The 18,253-nt window shown below is 59.7% G+C and carries 17 protein-coding genes; 6 read left to right on the top strand and 11 right to left on the bottom strand.

What is annotated here, in order from left to right; genetic code table 11:
• Window positions 1-39: 39 nt before the first annotated feature.
• The 8 genes from KFS80_RS20795 to KFS80_RS20830 all read right to left on the bottom strand — a co-directional run bounded on the left by KFS80_RS20795 (window position 40) and on the right by KFS80_RS20830 (window position 8,850).
• The gene (locus KFS80_RS20795; RefSeq protein WP_212545757.1) at window positions 40-1,326 is read right to left on the bottom strand and encodes an aminotransferase class V-fold PLP-dependent enzyme; all 1,287 of its coding nucleotides are present in this window, start codon (window positions 1,324-1,326) and stop codon (window positions 40-42) included.
• 80 nt (window positions 1,327-1,406) lie between these two features.
• A complete protein-coding gene (locus KFS80_RS20800; protein ID WP_053124120.1) occupies window positions 1,407-2,303 on the bottom strand; it encodes an EamA family transporter in 897 nt (298 codons plus the stop codon).
• Window positions 2,304-2,334: 31 nt separating this feature from the next.
• Complete coding sequence (locus KFS80_RS20805; protein WP_212545758.1) at window positions 2,335-3,564, bottom strand: ATP-grasp domain-containing protein; 1,230 nt, start codon at window positions 3,562-3,564, stop codon at window positions 2,335-2,337.
• A 31-nt stretch (window positions 3,565-3,595) separates the two neighbouring features.
• A complete protein-coding gene (locus KFS80_RS20810; protein ID WP_212545759.1) occupies window positions 3,596-4,927 on the bottom strand; it encodes an ATP-grasp domain-containing protein in 1,332 nt (443 codons plus the stop codon).
• A 59-nt stretch (window positions 4,928-4,986) separates the two neighbouring features.
• Window positions 4,987-6,339: an ATP-grasp domain-containing protein gene (locus KFS80_RS20815; protein ID WP_212545760.1), complete on the bottom strand. Its 1,353-nt coding sequence runs from the start codon at window positions 6,337-6,339 to the stop codon at window positions 4,987-4,989.
• Window positions 6,340-6,354: 15 nt separating this feature from the next.
• Entirely contained in the window at window positions 6,355-7,107 is a 753-nt protein-coding gene (locus KFS80_RS20820; RefSeq protein ID WP_053124111.1) for a hypothetical protein, read from the bottom strand.
• A gap of 88 nt (window positions 7,108-7,195) precedes the next feature.
• Window positions 7,196-7,492 carry a 2Fe-2S iron-sulfur cluster-binding protein gene (locus KFS80_RS20825; RefSeq protein ID WP_053124109.1) on the bottom strand — a complete coding sequence of 99 codons (297 nt, stop codon included), beginning with the start codon at window positions 7,490-7,492 and terminating at the stop codon, window positions 7,196-7,198.
• A gap of 95 nt (window positions 7,493-7,587) precedes the next feature.
• Window positions 7,588-8,850 (bottom strand): MFS transporter, encoded by a 1,263-nt coding sequence (locus tag KFS80_RS20830; protein WP_212545761.1) that lies wholly within the window; start codon window positions 8,848-8,850, stop codon window positions 7,588-7,590.
• A 149-nt stretch (window positions 8,851-8,999) separates the two neighbouring features.
• Between KFS80_RS20830 and KFS80_RS20835 the strand changes: the two genes are divergently transcribed.
• Window positions 9,000-9,455: a winged helix-turn-helix transcriptional regulator gene (locus KFS80_RS20835; RefSeq protein ID WP_053124106.1), complete on the top strand. Its 456-nt coding sequence runs from the start codon at window positions 9,000-9,002 to the stop codon at window positions 9,453-9,455.
• A gap of 21 nt (window positions 9,456-9,476) precedes the next feature.
• On the opposite strand, the gene KFS80_RS20840 is transcribed toward KFS80_RS20835, so the two are convergent.
• The gene (locus KFS80_RS20840) at window positions 9,477-10,391 is read right to left on the bottom strand and encodes a LysR family transcriptional regulator (RefSeq protein ID WP_212545762.1); all 915 of its coding nucleotides are present in this window, start codon (window positions 10,389-10,391) and stop codon (window positions 9,477-9,479) included.
• Window positions 10,392-10,612: 221 nt separating this feature from the next.
• On the opposite strand from KFS80_RS20840, the gene KFS80_RS20845 reads away from it, so the two are divergent.
• From KFS80_RS20845 to KFS80_RS20860, 4 genes are all read left to right on the top strand, one after another.
• Window positions 10,613-12,103: an aldehyde dehydrogenase gene (locus KFS80_RS20845; protein WP_212545763.1), complete on the top strand. Its 1,491-nt coding sequence runs from the start codon at window positions 10,613-10,615 to the stop codon at window positions 12,101-12,103.
• Between the two features lie 500 nt (window positions 12,104-12,603).
• Window positions 12,604-13,590: an ABC transporter substrate-binding protein gene (locus KFS80_RS20850; RefSeq protein WP_159813657.1), complete on the top strand. Its 987-nt coding sequence runs from the start codon at window positions 12,604-12,606 to the stop codon at window positions 13,588-13,590.
• Window positions 13,591-13,600: 10 nt separating this feature from the next.
• Window positions 13,601-14,404 carry an ABC transporter permease gene (locus tag KFS80_RS20855; RefSeq protein WP_008081110.1) on the top strand — a complete coding sequence of 268 codons (804 nt, stop codon included), beginning with the start codon at window positions 13,601-13,603 and terminating at the stop codon, window positions 14,402-14,404.
• Window positions 14,392-15,228 (top strand): ABC transporter ATP-binding protein, encoded by an 837-nt coding sequence (locus KFS80_RS20860; protein WP_212545764.1) that lies wholly within the window; start codon window positions 14,392-14,394, stop codon window positions 15,226-15,228. The genes KFS80_RS20855 and KFS80_RS20860 overlap by 13 nt, the downstream gene beginning before the upstream one ends.
• 134 nt (window positions 15,229-15,362) lie before the next feature.
• Here KFS80_RS20860 and KFS80_RS20865 read toward each other — a convergent pair whose 3' ends face one another.
• Complete coding sequence (locus tag KFS80_RS20865) at window positions 15,363-16,442, bottom strand: endonuclease/exonuclease/phosphatase family protein (protein ID WP_212545765.1); 1,080 nt, start codon at window positions 16,440-16,442, stop codon at window positions 15,363-15,365.
• Window positions 16,443-16,517: 75 nt separating this feature from the next.
• The gene (locus KFS80_RS20870; protein ID WP_212545766.1) at window positions 16,518-17,192 is read right to left on the bottom strand and encodes a YciC family protein; all 675 of its coding nucleotides are present in this window, start codon (window positions 17,190-17,192) and stop codon (window positions 16,518-16,520) included.
• Window positions 17,193-17,370: 178 nt separating this feature from the next.
• On the opposite strand from KFS80_RS20870, the gene KFS80_RS20875 reads away from it, so the two are divergent.
• Window positions 17,371-18,117 carry a DUF2076 domain-containing protein gene (locus KFS80_RS20875; RefSeq protein WP_212545767.1) on the top strand — a complete coding sequence of 249 codons (747 nt, stop codon included), beginning with the start codon at window positions 17,371-17,373 and terminating at the stop codon, window positions 18,115-18,117.
• Window positions 18,118-18,253 lie beyond the last annotated feature (136 nt).

The following is an 18,253-nucleotide window of genomic DNA, read 5'->3' on the forward strand; positions in this document are numbered from 1 at the left end:
GAGCCAGTGCAGGAAGCAGACGTTGATTCGGTCTGGGTGTCAGACCAGCGAGCGCATGACTTTGAGGGTCTTGTCGATGTCTTCGGGCGTGTTGATGATCCCGGCGGAGAAGCGCACCGTCGAATGGCGGTAGGGCGTGGCGCTGGCGATGATCTTCTGCTCTTTGAGCCGCGCGACGATCTCTTTGGGGTCGCGATTCTTCACATCACAGCAGACGAATCCGGCAGAGAACTGCTCGGCCTGTGGCGTATGCAAGTAAACAGCGGGCAGCTTGGCCAGGCCTTCCTTGAGCTGGCCATTGAGTTCAGACACGCGCTCGGCAATGCGCTTGCGGCCGATCTTTTGTATGAACTCGAAGGCGGCGATCATCGCCCACTGGTTTTCGAACGCGAGGAAGCCACCGGGGCTGACCCAGGCCGCTTGCGTTTGGCCCTGTGGATCCCGTTGCTGGCGCCAGGCATTGGCCGGTTCGGCGGCCATGATCGTCGGAATGGTCGGTGTGATTTGTGCCCACTGACCTTCACGGGCCCAGACCAGCCCCGTGCCGTGTGGGCCCAAAATCCACTTGTGAGTGCCCGCGCTGAAAAAGTCGCAGCCCAGACTCGCCACTTGCGCCTCGGAACAGCCGAAGCCGTGCACGCCGTCGATCACGTAGATGATCCGGTCGGCCTCGGCGCGATCACGATTGATGCTCGCCACCAGAGCACCAATCTCACGCACCGGCAAGCGCACGCCAGTGCCTGAATGTACCCAGGTCATGGCAAGAATACGGGTGGCAGGTTTGATGGCTTGTTCAATGCGCGTGACGATGGCATCCGTGCTGACATCCTCGGGACCTTCGTACAGATCGATCCGGCGAATACTGCCGCCCCATTTGACCACCGCCAGGCGCATCGCCTCGTCGTGGGTGTACCACTCGTGATGAGTGGTGAGAATTTCCTGGTGCGCAGCGAGTTTCAAACCGTTGTAGACCATCGCCAGACCCTGAGTGGTGCTGGTCGTCAGGGCGATGTCTTCAGGGCGTCCGCCGGTGTACTCGGCTGCTGCCGCACAGACCTTGCGCCAGACCATGTCCTCCGGTTTGGCAAACATGTTGTCTTCGAGGTAGGTGTACGGGTTTTCATCGAAGGCCTGGCGGTGGCGGGCCATCGCATCGCGCACCGGTTTCGGGTTGGAGGCGAGGAAAAAGTTGGAGAGGTGCACGAACTCCGGCGACAGGTTGAACTGCGCCCGCACTGAAGCCCAATCGTTGGAGTTCAGGGGTGTTACCGCGTCTTTGTGAACAGGCGAATTGCTCGCCTGTGCATTTGCCACACTTGCAATCATGCTGCCTCCAGCCAGGGTCGCGCCCACGGCGGCCCCCACGAATTCACGTCTTCCCAGACCCATACGGACTCCCTGTCGATTCATATTGAACTGCGCGCAGGACGCGCAAACATAGCATTGAAAATACGCTGGCCATAGAGACCGACCGCCAGGCCGAGCACGATCAGAATCACCGCGAGGACTTTGCTCGCCGGCACGCTTTCGTGAAAGATCAGCACCGAACCGAGCATGCCGAAGATGGGTACCAGCAACGACAGCGGCGCGACGGTCGATACCGGATAAGTCTTGAGCAACGAGTTCCAGATCCAGTAGGCGAATAGCGTGTTGGGGTAAACCTGAAACAGGATCGACAGCACAGCGGTCGTATCAACCTGACTGACGAACGTGGTGTAGCCGGCGCTGCCGTTAACCGCGTAGTCGAGGGCAAACAACGGGATCGGCGCGAAGGCGCTGGACCAGACGAGGAAAGCAAAAACCTCCTTGGTGCTGGCCTTCTTGTTGATGATATTGGCGATGCTCCACGACACGGCACCCAGCAGCACCAGCAGCACACCGGGCAAACTCACCGAACCGTCGCTGATCAGGATGATGCACAGCAAACCGCCGAGCGCGATCAGCATGCCCAGCACCTGAAAACGCGTCAGCGCTTCCTTGAACACCCAACCACCGAGGAGAATGGTGAAGAAGGCGCTGAATTGCAGAACCAGCGATGCAATCCCCGCCGACAGCCCAGCCTTGATGCCGAGGTTGACGATGCCCCACAGGCCGATGCCGAACACCAGTCCGTAACCGATGATGTAGCGCCACGGCACATTCGGTTTGCGGATGAAAAAGATCGCTGGTAACGCACAAAGGCTGAAGCGAATCCCCGCGAGGATGAACGGGTCTACGGTGGCCAGTCCCAGTTTGATCACCGAGAAATTAACCCCCCAGATTGCCGTGATCAGTACAGCCAATACGACGTGCAGTGGTTTCATAAAAGAATCGCCTTGATAAGGGTGGGCGGTGTCACGCGACGGATGTCAGGTGTTCGGCAAGGCTCACTCGGGCAAACAGCGTTTGCATCCAGGCGCGGGTCTGTTGCGGGTCGGCGGTCTTGACGATCCCGGCCAGCGGTGCCTCGAACGCCGAATAGGTCACGTGTTCCGGCAGCAGCGCGCCCGGCTGCAGTTCGTTCCACTGCACCACGACGGGACTGGCGCGCAGTTCTTCTGCGCCGTTGAGGCCTTGGTAGTTGCGCTCGGACAGCGTGTGTCCGGGGAACACAAACCAGCCAAAACCCAGGTCGGGTGCCTGAAGGTTCAGGTGTTCGAGATCGAGTGCGCCTTCAACATGGATACGCAGCTCCAGCGACGGCAAATGAATGCCGGTGGCCAACTCGTAGGTCGCGACGACATCAGCGCCGCCGACCCGGTTGCCGACCTCGAGAAACACCGGCTCATCACCTTCCATGATGGCTTCAAGATGGAATGCACCGTTGCGAATCTGCACCGCTGCCAGCGCAGCACTGACCCACGCCTTCATGGTCGCCGTGGTTTCAAGATGCCAAGAGCCCAACGGCTGACCACGCTCCATGTAGTCCAGACAGGTGCCGACGTATTCACTGGAGAGCAGGGTGAGGATTTGTCCGTCCTGCACCAGACCGTCAAAATGCCGGATCGGGCCGTTGATGAATTCCTCGACCTGAAACTCTTCGATGCGCAACGACAGCTGGCTGACCTTGTGGCGGATTTCATCGAAGGCACAGGCCGGCTGCTGGTGGATGCTGACATCAAGACTCGACGCGCCACTGTGCGGCTTGAGCACGGTCGCCCCGCGCCATGGCACGTGGCCCTGCAATGCCAGATAGCGTTCCAGCGACATGAAGCGTGGCACGCGCAATTTGCGCGCCTGCACGGCGGCCTTCATGTCGAGCTTGTTGCGTGCCAGATTGACCGCCGCCAGCGATGCGCCTTCGACATTCAATGCTTCGCGCAGGCGTGCAGCGTCGAGCAGTTCGTATTCGGACATCGAAATGATCCGCTCAAAACGTTGCGGATCATTCGCAAGCAATGCCATGGCTTCATCGTAGGCGCTGGCCAGCCCCGGCCGGACGATCCGGGTGCAGCGCAGTTGCGGTGGCAGCGTATCGATCGCCGACTGTTTGCCCAGATAGGTGACCTCGTGCAGGTCATGATCGATGCCACGGTGGTACTCGATGCGCGGATAGGGCACTCGATGCAGAATCAGAATTTTCATGCGCGTACTCTCGAAACGTTATAGACGGAAGTCAGGACGCCACTTTGAACAGCAGCTCGACGCTCAGAGCGCGATCAAGCACCTGCAGCCACTGCTCGCGCAGGACTCGCACCAGATCACGGATGTCCACAGACGGGTTGTGCAGCGCGACACAGGCATGAGCGACGAAGTCGCTGTTGTCACGCGGTGTCGCATGGATCAGCCGCGACTCGCCGGCCACCCACGCGCTCTCGAGCAGAGCAATGTCGGCGCGCGCCAGGTTCAGGGTCTCTGCCGCCAGCTCCAGCGTTTCAGCGATCAGGCCTGCCAGGTCACCGAGTTCAGCGACTTCGAGCGTGACGTCGCGCGGCACCCCGAACATCACCGTGGCGGCACTGCAGGTAGCGGCAGGCAGCTCGTCTGCAACTTGCCCGGCAAACACCGAATCGACCCAGGCCGCATACAGGTCAAGCCCGTACACGGCTTGGGCCAGAGTCCAGATTTTCATTCCCCCTGGGCGCCGGTTCGGTTCAATCACCGCAGTGTTCTTGCCATCGTCGCTGAGCTTGATCTCGTTATGAAACGGGCCGATACGCTGGCCGACCAAACGGTTGACCTGCTCGCCCGCGACGTGAATCGCCAGCCGTTCCTGCTCGCTCAGACGCGCTGGCAGAATCTGTGCGACTTCGACCGGATAGCGGCCGGTGGCGCTGACTTTCTCGGTGATGAACCATAGCTTGCCGAGGCCATCGTATGAGTATTCACGGGTGAACGAGATGAACGCTTCGGCCAACACACCGCCGTGCAGATAGGGGGCGACTTCGGCAAACGCCTGCTCGCAATCACCGCCCGGCGCGACCATCACGACCCCGCGATTGTTGCCTTCGCACGCAGGCTTGATGACGAAGCCACGCTCCTGGCGGCCGGCAAAATGGCGCACATCGTCGATGCAGCCGATCTGCGCGAAATCCGGCAGGTTCACACCCAACTGGTTCAGCGCCGGGCGCAGGCGATTTTCGGCGATGCGGTATGCCAGTTTGTCGAACGCGCCGAGTGCCAGGCGCGCACAGTCCACCGCCAGACCGAGACGCTCCAGCAGCCCGGCACCACTGGCCACCGCGTTGTCGGAAAAGACGATGCCGGCGCTGATCCGCGCAGCGTCATCGCCCAATTGATTCAAGGCGAGGTTGATGAAATCGGCGGCCAGTGGATCGGCATCGATCACCCGGTCGCTGATGCCTTGATCATGAGCCTGTGGATTGGCCCTGACGAGCCAGGTCTGCGCGCCCCATTGTTGGCGCGCATGGTCACGCAGGTGGCGGACGTCGGCGATCCGGCTCAGGTTGTAGTCCACAATCAGCAATACAGGCGCTCGCAGCGACATGTTGTTCTTCCTCATCCATGGGGTGTGGCATCGACAGCGGTGATGTTCCAGGCGATTGCTCAGCGATGTTCCAAGGCGCTGTCGGCCTTGTAACGGATATCCAGCGCGGTGGCGGAGATGTGCGCCAGGCGTTGCAGTTCGGCAACGCGATCGGCGCGCTTGAACGTCCACAACAATTGCCCCAGAAACACTTCACGCGCATGGGCCGGAATAACATCGCCGGCTTTCAGCAGGATGTGCTGCACCACCGGATCCAGCGGTAACTCGTTGAGCGTCACCGAAGTCAGGGTTCCCGGTTGGGCGAAGTACACCCGAAAGAAGGTCGCCAGGGTTTGCTCGCAGCTGCCATCGGCCTGCCATTCAAACGCCGCCAGATGCTGGAGCAGTGCCTCGCGTGGCTGACTCTCGTCCTGACTGGCCAGCAGCAGATCCAGCCACAGCGAAAGCATGCTGTGGCCGTTCGTCACCGCCGCGACACTGTGCGAGATCAGGCTGCCACCCACGCGTGGATTGATTTCGATCAGATCCCAGTGCTTGCCAGTGAAACGGGCTTCGATGTGATAGCAGCCCCATTTCAGTTGCATGCAATCGAGTACCTGTTTCAGCCAATCCAGGCCGGCAGCGATCTGTGCCTGGTCAAGGCTGGCAGGGGGTGTGGTGCAGCTGTCTTCAAGTACCGTTTCGGCGGTCTCGGTTACTTCGTGTTTTTCATGGATGGCCACGACGTGCACCTGACCATCCACTAACAGAGTCTCGAAGCTGAACTCGTGGCCGGGAATGTAGTTCTCCGCCATGAATGTCAGTCCATCGTTGAATGCCGAGGCGTACACCGTGTCCTCGGCAGAGGCCAGACGCAGCGCCTCCAGTGCATCCCAAGTGGTGTCCTGGCGCAGCGCAAATGCTGCGTAGGAAGCAATACCGTAAATTGGTTTGATGAAATACCGCTGATCCTGTGCCTGCAAGGTTTCCAGCACCGCAGCCGTCAGCGCAAATGCGTTGGCTTGCGACAGACCCGCTTCAGCCAGTCGGTTACGCACGTTGAGCTTGTTGCGCAGAGCCAGCGCCTGCCCCGGATCAATGTCATAAGTACCGAGCGACGCATTGGCTGTGGCCATCAAGTGGCGATAGCCTTCCCATACGCTGATGCAGCAAGTCACCTGTTCGCCCGACTTGCGCAGGGCCTCCAGTGCGTTTTGCACATCCCCCGGCTTCAACTGATGGTTGTCAGTGGTGTATAGCCGGTCCGCCCAGGCGTGAATCTGTTCCAGGCGGGCCGGTACATGTTCCGGAAGCGGCAATGAAGACAGCACGAAACACCGGAGCTGGCGGCGCTGCAGCTCCTCCTTCAGATCTTCGAGAAAAGAAAAGCCGCAGTGGCTCAGGATCAAAACACCGGGTTGGTTCGAATTCATTGCCTGCTCCATGGCTTAAGCGGCCTTGTCTTGCGGCTTGGCCAGGGTGTTGATGTACAGCTCGCTGAAGTACATCGCGAGGATCTTCTGGTGCTCCTCGAGGTAGCGTTTCAGCGCGGCAATGTCCTGCTCGCCTTTGATCAGGAAGCGCAGGGCTGCCCAGACTTCACCCGGGTGGTCATCGTTGATGTCGGTATGCGAATGGGACACCTGGCCAACAATCTTGGTCTCGCCCACCGATGCCTTGAGTGCTTCGAGCTTGCGCGGCTCAAGCTTCACGTTGACGTATTCAACCAGGTAGGAATAGGCGATTACGCCGAGCGGGCCTTCATGGTCGAGCAGGTAGGAGAAGAAACCGGCCAGCAGCTTCGTCGACAGGTACGGTTCGGTGGCGAGGAACTCTTCGCGGCTGACACCGACACGCTTCAGGTCATCGATGAACAGTTCGTCATGGAGCATCTCTTCCTGTTCGTAGTGCGCCCAGATCTGCGCGGCGGCAGGGCTGACCTTGGCCACTTCGACCAGTGCCTTGGCTTCGGCAACGCGCAGCAGACGGATGCGCCATGCGGTTTCGATCAAGTGACGCTTGTAGTACTCGCTGTTAACGTCCTTGCCTTCCAGATGCGCGGCTTGGGGGACGGTGGCGTACCACTGCTCTACTTGCACGTCGATGATCTTGTCGATCTCGGCGCGCAGATTGACCGAGCCAGCAGCGTTGAGGAAAGGGGTGGTATCACCATAGCCAACATTCTTTACACGGTTAAGCATCATCAAGTCCTTTTTAGTTTATGGATAACGGTTTAAACAATGACCAAACTTTCAGTGTTACTTGCACAACGATTTCAACAGCGTTACATCAGCCAATGATGTCAATGGCCACTTCACCTCTCAGCAGGCACTGGCATGCCAGGCGGTATTCTTCACCGCTGTAACCCAGTACTTCGATAAATGCTTCTTCATCTTCATCCCGAGGATTCAACGCCTCGATACCTGACGTCACCTTGATCAGACAGGCCCCGCACGCCCCGACCCGACAGCCCAGCGGGATCAGATTCTTCCCGCCGGCTTCGTATTCGATATCGGTAAAGGGCGCGTTAGTCGGTAACTGAAATTCAAGTTGGTGCGCATTAATGGTTAATGTGTGCAGCGCCATACATGCCCCTATCAATAGTAAAGTTCGTGTGGCAGGCACACAGTTTCACGCCGGACTGTGTCGGCTATGAACGTTACTTGTCGCGATGGAAAAAGTTATCGAGAGGTCAGCTCGAGGTACATCCAGTAGAGCAAAGCAATGCCGCTGAAAGTTGCACCTAATATACAAACAGCCACCCAGCCCCAATGCGCATAGGTGTAAGTGGCTGCAATTGCACCGGCACCACTGCCCACCGAGTAGAAACACATATAGGCGCCCACCAGACGGCTTTGCGCGTCGGGCCGTGCGGCAAAAATCAGGCTCTGGTTGGTCACGTGTACCGCTTGCACGGCGAAGTCCAGCAGCACCACCCCGACCACCATGGCGAGCAACGAGCTTTCAACAAATGCAGTGGGCAACCAGGACAGCGTCAACAGTGCCAGGGCAATGCCGGTGGTGCGATTGCCCAGACCCTGGTCGGCCAGACGTCCGGCGCGTGCCGCCGCCAGCGCACCCGCCACGCCGGCCAGACCGAACAGACCGATCTGCGTGTGTGAAAGTGACAATGGCGGCGCGCTCAGTGGCAAGACCATGGCGGTCCACAACACGCTGAAGGCGGCGAAGATCAGCAGAGCAAACGTGCCGCGGACGCGCAGCGTGGGTTCGCTGAGATATAACTGGAACACCGAGCCGAGCAGGCGCCAGTAGCTGCCTTTGGTGGGCGGCGTGGTCGAGGCCGGCATCGTTCGATACAGCACCAGCGCCATGCCGACCATCAAGGCCGCCGACACGAAGTAGACGCCGCGCCAGCCGGCGAGGTCAGCTACTGCGCCAGAAACGAAGCGCGCGAGCAGAATGCCCAGCACCACACCGCTGGTCACGGTGCCGATGGCCTGACCACGTTGATCCGGGCTGGCGAGGGTCGCGGTGTAGGCGACCACCACTTGCACCACAACCGCCATCAAACCGACCAGCACCATCGCGCCGAGCAGCATGCCCCAGTCCTGAGCCAGCCCGACCGCACACAGCGCCACGGCACTCAGCAACATCTGCGTGAGGATCAGGCCTTTTCGGTTGAGCAAGTCGCCCAGCGGTACGATGAACAACAGACCCACTGCGTAACCAGCCTGTGTCGCTGTGACCACGATACCAATCGTGCTCGGAGCGACCGAAAGGCTGGCAGCCATCGACTCCAGTAACGGTTGAGCGAAGTAGACGTTGGCCACGGCCATGGCGCAGGTAATGGCGAAGAGAAATGTCTGGTAACGACTTAAACCGGCACGGTCTGGACTCTGTAAAGGCGCGCAAGCGGCGGCTCCGGCGCCCGTGTTTTCGGCTTCGACGTCCATCTTCGAAGGCTTTTGAGGGTTCAGCGACATCATTCCATCCTTGGGAATAACTGGTTTCTAAACGAAACCGATGCGTTGATTTTTAGCAAAACTGGTTTTAATCTACAACTAGTTTTTCAAAATATTTTTGTCTGACGTTAGAACTCTTTTGCAACGCACTTCCCTCAAATTGGAGAAACATGGCCAGACAGCAGTTACTGGCACAAAGCGAATGTCCTGTGGCCCGCACGCTTGAGGCTATCGGCGATCGCTGGGTGTTGATGATCATCCGTGACGCGTTTGATGATGTGCGTCGCTTCAGTGAATTCCAGAAACGTCTGGGCCTGGCGAAGAACATCCTCACGGTGAAACTCAAGAGGCTGGTCGAGCTGGGTGTGTTCGACATCCAGCCCGCTTCCGACGGCACGGCCTACAAGGAATACGTGCTGACCGAGATGGGGCGTGCGGTGTTTCCCATCGTGATCAGCATGCGTCAGTGGGGGGAGCGTTACCTGTTCAGCAAGGGCGAGAGCTATTCAGTGCTTCTGGACAATGATCACGCGGAGCCGGTCGAGACCATTGCTGTGCGTTCCAGGGCGGGCAAGGTGCTGAGCCCGGCGGATTGCCACCGTCGCGTAGTCAAGCGCCGCACTTGAAGTCTGCGCGGGCTTGGGGCTTCAGCCGGCGGCTTTGGCCGTCAGGTGTTCGCGGCAATAATCGGCAAACAACTGCGCCGGTTTAGTCAGTTGCCCACGCTTGAGCCACGCGGCCACCAGACCCGACCCGGTGACGTCCTCGGCAATCTCCACGCACACCACTTTCTTGCCATCGTAGGTGCATTCGGAGTGAGGTTTGGTCACCAGAATCGAAAAACCAAACCCCTGACCGACCATCCCGCGCACCATCTCGATCGACGGCGAGCTGAATTCGATGCGCGGCGTCAGACCCAACTCTTCAAACAGGCTGACGAAGTAGGTTCGACTCGGTTGTACGTCCAGCAAAATCATCGGTTCCAGGCATAAATCCCTCAGCGAAACCTGCTTGTATTCGGCGAAGCGGTGGTCGGCGGGCAGCAGCGCGTAAGGGCGTTGCGCCGGCATCAACGGCTCGGTCTGAATAGTCGCATCGAGGTCGTGTTCGTAGAGGATGGCCAGATCAAACGCACCGGCGGTCAGACCTTGCACCAGCTCTTGCTGCTCACCATCGCGAATGCGGATTTTCACTCCCGGATACAGTGCGGAAAACCCGGCGATCAATTGCGGCAGGTACAGCGGCGCGACGGTTTCGAAGCAGCCGATATCGATTTGTCCCGCGACAATGTCGTTGTCGGCCAGTGCGTTCTGTTCGAACTCCTTGGCCATGCGCAGCAGTTCTTGTGCCTTGCGGAAAAACCGCGCGCCGCTGGGCGTCAGTGACACGCCTTGGGCGTGATGACGGATCAGCAGTTGCACGCCGAAGCTGTCTTCCAGACCTTTGATCGCGGTGGAAATCGCCGGTTGCGCGATGTACAGCTTGCGCGAGGCTTCGGCAACGCTGCCGCATTCGACGGTGGTGATGAAGTATTTCAACTGACGCAAATTGTAGGCGGCCACGGCAAACCTCAGGACGAGCGGACTCGACTTCAAAGCAATTTGTGCGCCGCCACGTCCATGGCGCGACGATGTTTTTATCCTTCAACCATAGCCACCTGCGCAGCGATTGGGGGAAGTCATTGCCCAGTGTTTTTATTGCCTGCGAAGATATTTTTACTATTTTTAGCCCGCGCGGGCCTGAGCGACCATCGATTCACAATAACGTCTCAGGAGCATCCGTCGTGTTCGAGCTTGCAGAGTGGCAGCGCCGTGCCGTTGCGTTGAAATTTCCCGATCACGCCGTGATCGACGGCCAACATTGCGCCGCGCAGTCGGGGCAGACCTTCGCCGCAATCAATCCGGCGACCGGGCAGTGCCTGGCGAATGTCGCTGCGTGTGGCGAGGAAGATGTCGACGCAGCCGTGCGCAATGCGCGGCAAGTGTTTGAGGCGGGCACCTGGTCGCAACGCCCGCCCGCCGAGCGCAAGCAAGTGTTGCTGCGCTTGGCGGATTTGCTGATGAGCCATCGCGAAGAACTGGCCTTGCTCGACTCGCTGAACATGGGCAAACCGGTGATGGACGCCTACAACATCGACGTGCCGGGCGCCGCCGGGGTGTTCCGTTGGTACGCCGAAGCCATCGACAAGCTCTACGACCAAGTCGCGCCCAGTGCGCCGAATGTATTGGCGACGATTACTCGCGAAGCGCTCGGTGTGGTGGCGGCGGTAGTGCCGTGGAATTTCCCGTTGGACATGGCCGCGTGGAAACTCGCCCCGGCGTTGGCAGCGGGTAATTCGGTGATTTTAAAACCGGCGGAGCAGTCGCCGTTTTCGGCGTTGCGCCTTGCCGAGTTGGCGCTGGAAGCAGGGTTGCCGGCGGGTGTGCTCAACGTGTTGCCGGGTCTTGGCGAGCAGACGGGCAAGGCGTTGGGTTTGCACGCGGATGTCGATTGTCTGGTGTTCACCGGCTCGACCCAGGTCGGCAAATATTTCATGGAATATTCCGCGCAGTCGAACCTCAAGCAGGTGTGGCTGGAGTGCGGCGGCAAGAGTGCCAATCTGGTGTTCGCCGATTGCCAGGATCTCGATCTGGCGGCGGAAAAAGCCGCGTTCGGGATCTTCTTCAATCAGGGCGAAGTCTGCTCGGCCAACTCGCGGTTGCTGGTGGAGCGTTCGATTCATGATGAGTTTGTTGAACGGCTGAAAGCGCAGGCTGAACGCTGGTTGCCGGGCGATCCGCTGGATCCGCAGAGCAGCGCGGGGGCGATTGTCGATAGCAAGCAAACGGCGAGCATCATGGGTTTTATTCGCAGTGCCGAGGAGTCTGGGGCGACGCGGATTTGTGGCGGGCAGCAGCGGCGGTTTAACGGGTCGGACAATTTTATTGATCCGACGATTTTTACCGGTGTGACGGCGGATATGCCGCTGTTTCGTGAAGAGGTGTTTGGCCCGGTGTTGGCGGTGGTGCCGTTTGACACTGAGGAAGAGGCGCTGCGCTTGGCCAATGACAGTGTTTACGGTCTGGCGGCTTCGTTGTGGACGGATGACCTGAACCGGGCGCATCGCGTGGCGCGGCGGTTGCGCGCAGGTACGGTGTCGGTGAATACCGTTGATGCGCTGGATGTGACGGTGCCGTTTGGCGGCGGTAAGCAGTCGGGGTTTGGTCGCGATTTGTCGCTGCATTCCTTCGATAAATACACCCAGCTGAAAACCACCTGGTTTCAGTTGCGCTGATACCGAGTCGACCCCTTCGCGAGCAGGCTCGCTCCCACACTGGATCTAGGTCACACCGAAGATCCCCTGTAGGAGTGAGCCTGCTCGCGATAGCTGTCTTTCAGTTAATACATCTGTGTCTGAAACCCCGCCATCGCGAGCAGGCTCACTCCTACAGGTTCAGTGGCGTCTACAAATCCAGGGTTCGCTCGAGATCATTGTCGGAGCGAGCCTGCTCGCGAATGCGGTGGGTCAGCCACCGAAAATCCCCGATCTGCACCCTAGTCGAGCATCCCCGCCAACACCGCCCCTTGGCAGTGCGCACTACCCAGTTTTTTCATCATTTGCAGCCAACAATTTCCTGATTTTCCTCACCGCGCACATGGGCCACCATCGATCTTGCCCGCCAGCCGAATGTTGTCCGCCCAAGCGTCCGCGAGAGACCAACGGCAGCAACTGCACAACGGCCGGCGACCGTACTGCCCATGACAAAACTAAATCAACAGCGTCGGGAGTGCTCCATGATCAAGTCCTTGTGTCTCCGTCTCACTCACCCTCTGGCAATCACCGCCCTTGCCGCCACGGTCGCGACCAGCGCCCAGGCCGGCACCCTGTCCATCGGCCACACCACGTGGGTCGGTTACGGCACGCTTTATCTGGCTCAGGATCTGGGCTACTTCAAGGAAAACGGGTTGACCGTCGAATTGCCGGTGGTCGAAGAGGCGTCGATGTACATGGCCGCGCAAGCGTCCGGGCAATTGTCCGGTTCGGCGTCGACCATCGATGAAGTGCTCAAGTACCGTCCGCAGTTCTGCTTCAAAGCGGTCGCGGCGCTGGATGACAGCCATGGCGGCGACGGCGTGCTGGTCGGCAAAGACGTCAAGAGCCTGCAAGAACTCAAGGGCAAATCCGTGGCGGTCAACGAAGGTTCGACCTCGCAATTCTGGCTCTCGTACCTGCTGAAAAAGAACGGCATGAGCATGAGCGACATCACCGTGCAGAACATGACCGCTGACGATGCCGCCACCGCGTTCATCGCCGGTCGCGTGCCCGCCGCCGTGACCTGGGAACCGCACCTGTCGATGGTGCGCGACAAACAGCAAGGCAAAGTGCTGATCGACAGCAGCAGCACCCCTGGCGTGATCGTCGATGTGGTAGCGCTCAATTGCAGCGTGATCGAGAAGCAACCGGAAGACGTCAAAGCGCTGGTCGCCGGTTTGTACAAAGCCGTGCAGTACACCAAGGATCATCCGGAAGACGCTTACAAAATCATGGCCAAAGGCGTCGGCGGCTATCTCTCCGATCCGAAGGAACTGGCCGCCGCTGCACAAGGCGTGCGTTTCTACGATCAGGCGATGAGCGAGAAACTGCTCGGCTCACCGGGCAAACCGGGCGACAGCGCGCCGCTGATCAAACTGGCCAACGAAACCGCCAGCGAACTGCAGGGCAAGCCTTACAACGTCAGCAACGACGATCTGGTCGACAACCGTTTCGTCACCCCGCTTTAGGAGGCCCGCAATGTTCAAGCGCAATTCGTGGCTGAGCCGCAGCCTCACGCCGAAAACCGCATTGCCGGTGCAAGTGGTGTGGAGCGCCAGCGCTCTGGCCTGGGTGTTGTTGGTCGGTCTGTGGGCCGGACTTTCTTATGGCGGCATCGTGCCGGGAATGTTTTTGCCGACACCGGGCGCGGTGGTTGAAGCCGCCGTGCGCCTGAGCCGCGATGGCACGCTCGGCACACATGTGTGGGCCAGTGTCGAAGTGGTGATGGTCGGCTTCATCGTGTCGTCGTTGGTGGCGGTGCCGTTGGGGTTGCTGATGGGCAGCTTCCGCATCGTTCAGGCATTCCTTGAGCCGCTGGTGAACTTCATTCGTTACCTGCCGGTGACCTCGTTCGTGCCGCTGTTTATTTTGTGGATCGGCATCGGTCTGGAGCAGCGCGTTTCGGTGATTATTTTCGGCGTGTTCTTTCAGCAACTGGTGATGATCGCTGATGTGTCGAAGGGCATTTCCAAGGATCTGATCAACGCGTCCTACACCTTGGGCTCCAGCCGCCGCGATGCGGTGTTGCATGTGATCGCGCCGGCCTCGGTGCCGGGCGTGCTCGACACTTTGCGCGTAACCATGGGCTGGGCCTGGACGTATCTGGTGGTGGCGGAACTGGTCGCTGCGTCCAGCGGTTTGGGTTACCTGAGCCTGAAAGCCATGCGCGGCTTTCAGGTGGACGTGATTTTCCTCGCCATCGCGATCATCGGCCTGCTCGGTCTGGTCACCGATCAACTGTTCCGTTTTCTCCGACTGAGGGTTGCCGCATGGGCTCAGTGACTGCTGCCAATCATCGTTTTATCGAACCCGTTGCCACCCCTGCGCAAGCCGCGCCGCGTTTGCAGGTGGACAAGGTCAGCCTGCGTTACAAGAAGCCCGACGGCGGCACATTTACCGCGCTGGAAAAGGTCTCGTTCGAAGTGCCGGATCAGCAGTTTGCGGTGCTGGTCGGGCCATCGGGTTGCGGTAAATCGAGCCTGCTGTATTTGACCGCAGGCCTGGCCGAACCGACCTCCGGCGAAATCTATGTTGGCGGCCAGCAAGTGCAGGGGCCGGGCGCCGATCGTGGGATGGTCTTTCAGAGTTACACGCTGTTCCCGTGGCTGACGGTGCGGCAGAACGTCGAGTTCGGGTTGAAACGTCGCGGCATGCCGGCGGCGCGGCGCAAGGAGATTGTTGATTACTACGTCAACGAAGTCGGTCTCGCCGGGTTCGCCGACAACTACGCTAAACAGCTGTCAGGCGGGATGATGCAGCGCGTGGCGATTGCCCGTGCACTGGCCAATGATCCGCAGATTCTGTTGATGGACGAACCGTTTGGTGCGCTGGACAGCCAGACGCGTTTGCAGATGCAGCAGTTGTTGCTGCGGGTCTGGGGCAATACTAAGAAGACTGTGCTGTTCGTCACCCATGACATCGACGAAGCGATTTTGCTGGGGGATCGAGTCTATGTGATGGGCGCGAAGCCGGGGCGGATCAAGCAGATTCTCGACGTGCCGATCGAACGCCCGCGTTCACTGGACATGGTGATGGAGCGCTCGTTTATCGACATGAAACGGCAGATCTTCGGGTTGCTGCATGACGACCTCGAAGAGGTGCATTGATCGCCAATTCAACACGTCCCCCTGTGGGAGCGGGCTTGCTCGCGAATGCGGTGTGTCATTCAACTTTTGTGTGACTGATCCACCGTCTTCGCGAGCAAGCCCGCTCCCACAGGGATCTGTAGTGTGCCAATGATTTATGGAGTGGCGGGGAGCAGGAAGCGGGCGATTACTGGCAGGTGGTCGGAGATGCGCAACGTATCGTCCTGCCGCACCGTCGCTTCCACCCGTTTGATTTTCGGGCTGTAGAACAGGTAATCGACCGTGCGATCCGGGCCTCTCAGATCGGGGTCGTTGGGGTAGTGGGTCAGCCACTGCGCGCGGTCGATGCCGCTGGCTTCATTGTTATTCGGGATCATCGGGTACTTGTCCCACAGCAGGTGCAGTTCGCTGTCGGCGGAGTAGGGCGTGCGTTGCTCGGCGGGCAGGCGCCGGTATTGTCCGAGCGGCAACAGATTGAAGTCGCCGCCGATGACCCACGGCAAACCCTGACTTTCGTACTTGTCGAGCACCTTGGTCATCGCTGTCACCTGCGCCTGCAAGGTGTCGTCCGGTTGGCTGGCGCGTTCCAGATGGGTGTTGAACACCGTCAGTTGCCCGCCATCGCTGAGCGGCAGTTTGGTCGCAAGCAAGGCATCTTTTGGTTGAAACTGACGGCTGATGAAATTGGCCGGGGCCACCGGCAGTTGCAGGCGTTCGGCGTGTTCGATGCGGTAGCGGCTCAGCGTCGCCAGTTGCCGGCCAACGCTGCCAAAGATGTGCGGATCGGGGACGAAATCGGCCTTCCAGTCAAAGGCGTGGGCGCTGCACGGGTACAGGTCGGCGACGCGCTCCTGCAACAGCTTGAACTGGTTCTGATAGTCGCTGGCCTTGGCGCCATCATCGAGTTCCTGCAACAGCACGACATCGGGTTGCTCGTCGCGAATCACCCGCGCCACTTCGTCGAGGCTGAAGGCCATGTCTTCCGTGGTCGGCGCTTCATCATTGCCTTGCGCCAGATCATTCCAGAACACGTAACGCTTGCCGGCCAGGTATTGCACGTTCCAGGTCATGACCTTCAAGGCTTGGCCCGGCACCAGCGTCGGCGGCGTTCCGGTGCAACTGACCGGCAAGGTTTCGCGGGCGTCGGGGCGCCAGGTCAGGCTGTAGATCAGCCCGCCGATCAGGACGAGGGCGAGCAGGGCAAGCGCAACGGTGTAGCGCAGTAGGCGGGTCATGGCTCGGCTTATAGCGTTACAGAAAGTGGCCCCGAGCATACCTGACGGCAGGCGCGAAGCCCAAGGGCTGCCGTGTCAGACCGCTCTGTCACTTTTGTCAGGCGATTCGCTGATCAGCATGAAAAGCCGGAACAAGACCACACTGGTGAACAGTTGCAGGAAGCTGTGAGCGCTGTCGATCAACACGGCGATCGCCGGGTTCTGCGGTTCCGGATACACCGCCAGCGTCGCGCCTTTGAGCAGCCACAACGGCGTCATCACGCAGAGAATGCACAACAGAATCCGCCAGAAATGCCCACGGGTCAGGCGCAGGCTTTCTTTCATCGCCTGCAACGGGCCGAGGCCGCGCAGCACCAGCAGGTACTCGCCGAACGCGAGCATCACCATCAACATCAGGCCCGGCAGGAAATACAGCGACAGGCCGAGCAGGATCAGCAAGGTGTTGAGTGCGGTGAGCAGGGCGAAGCGCGGCCACAGACGCGCCGACATCGCCAGCAGATCCAGGGTGCGCGGCGACTCGCCACGGGTGCGCGCATCAAGAAACAAAATCAGGGCAGCGGTGTACAACGGATAAACCAGCAGGCCGACGACCACGCTGACCGAGGAAAAACTGTCCGGGTCGGTGTTGTGATCGACCACTTGTTGCAGCAGCGCTTCGAAGATCACCAACGGCAGGCACAGCTGCACGATGCTGGCCAAATGGCGTTTGAAGAAATACAGGGAGTCGCGCAGCACTTCGAAGGCATTCATCAGTCGGTATCGCAGGTCGAAAACAGTGGCTCACTTTAACCGATGCGGCGCGGGGCGACACAAACGTAAACATTCGGTAAAGGTCGTTGAAACATCCTGTCACTGTCTCCATTACAGGAGAGCACCTTGTCCACCGTGGACGAGGGCAACGTTATCCCCGGCAATCTACGAGGTCGCCATGAACAGCGAAGAGCAAACCCTGATCGATGGACTGTTTTCCCGGCTGCAACAGGCCGAAACGGAGGCAGCCCCGCGCGACGCCCAGGCCGAGACGCGGATCAAGGAACACCTGACACGCCAACCGGCGGCAGGTTATTTCATGACCCAGGCGATTCTGGTGCAAGAGGCTGCGCTGAAGAGCCTCGATGAGCAGAACAAGCAACTGACCCAGCAAGTCCAGCGTTTGCAGGCTGAATTGCAATCGGCCAAGGCGCAGAGTGCTGCGCCTGCTTCGAGCGGTGGCGGTGGTTTTCTGTCGAGTATTTTCGGTGGCAGCCCGCGTCCGGCGCCGACCCAGAGTGCAGCCCCATCGTCGACTGGCGGCTGGCGCGAACCGGCACCGCAGCAAAATTATGCGGCGCCCGCGCCACAACAGAATGTCGGTGCACCACCACCAAACTACGCGCAACAAGCGGCTCCGGCAGCCGGCAGCAGCTTCCTCGGCGGCGCCATGAAAACCGCCGCCGGTGTGGCGGGTGGCGTGATGCTGGCGCAAGGCATCAGCAGCTTGTTCCATCACAACCAGCAGCCGGAAGAAATCGTTGAAGTGATCAAGGAAGAGCCGGCGCAGGTGGCCGACCAGAGCAACAGTGGCTGGGGCGATGATCAGCGCATGGCCGGCAACGATCAGGGCGGATTCACCGACACCGATTACAGCAGCGACGACAGCTCATCGTTCTTCGATGACGATGACTCCTTCGTCTGACCAACGGTCAATCATCAAGCAACACAACCCCTGTGGCGAGGGAGCTTGCTCCCGCTGGACTGCGCAGCAGGCCTTCTTTTAAAAGAAAGGGCCGCTACGCGCCCCAGCGGGAGCAAGCTCCCTCGCCACAGTGTTT

This window comes from Pseudomonas rustica (genome assembly GCF_018336155.1).
GTDB classification, from domain to species: Bacteria; Pseudomonadota; Gammaproteobacteria; order Pseudomonadales; family Pseudomonadaceae; genus Aquipseudomonas; species Aquipseudomonas rustica.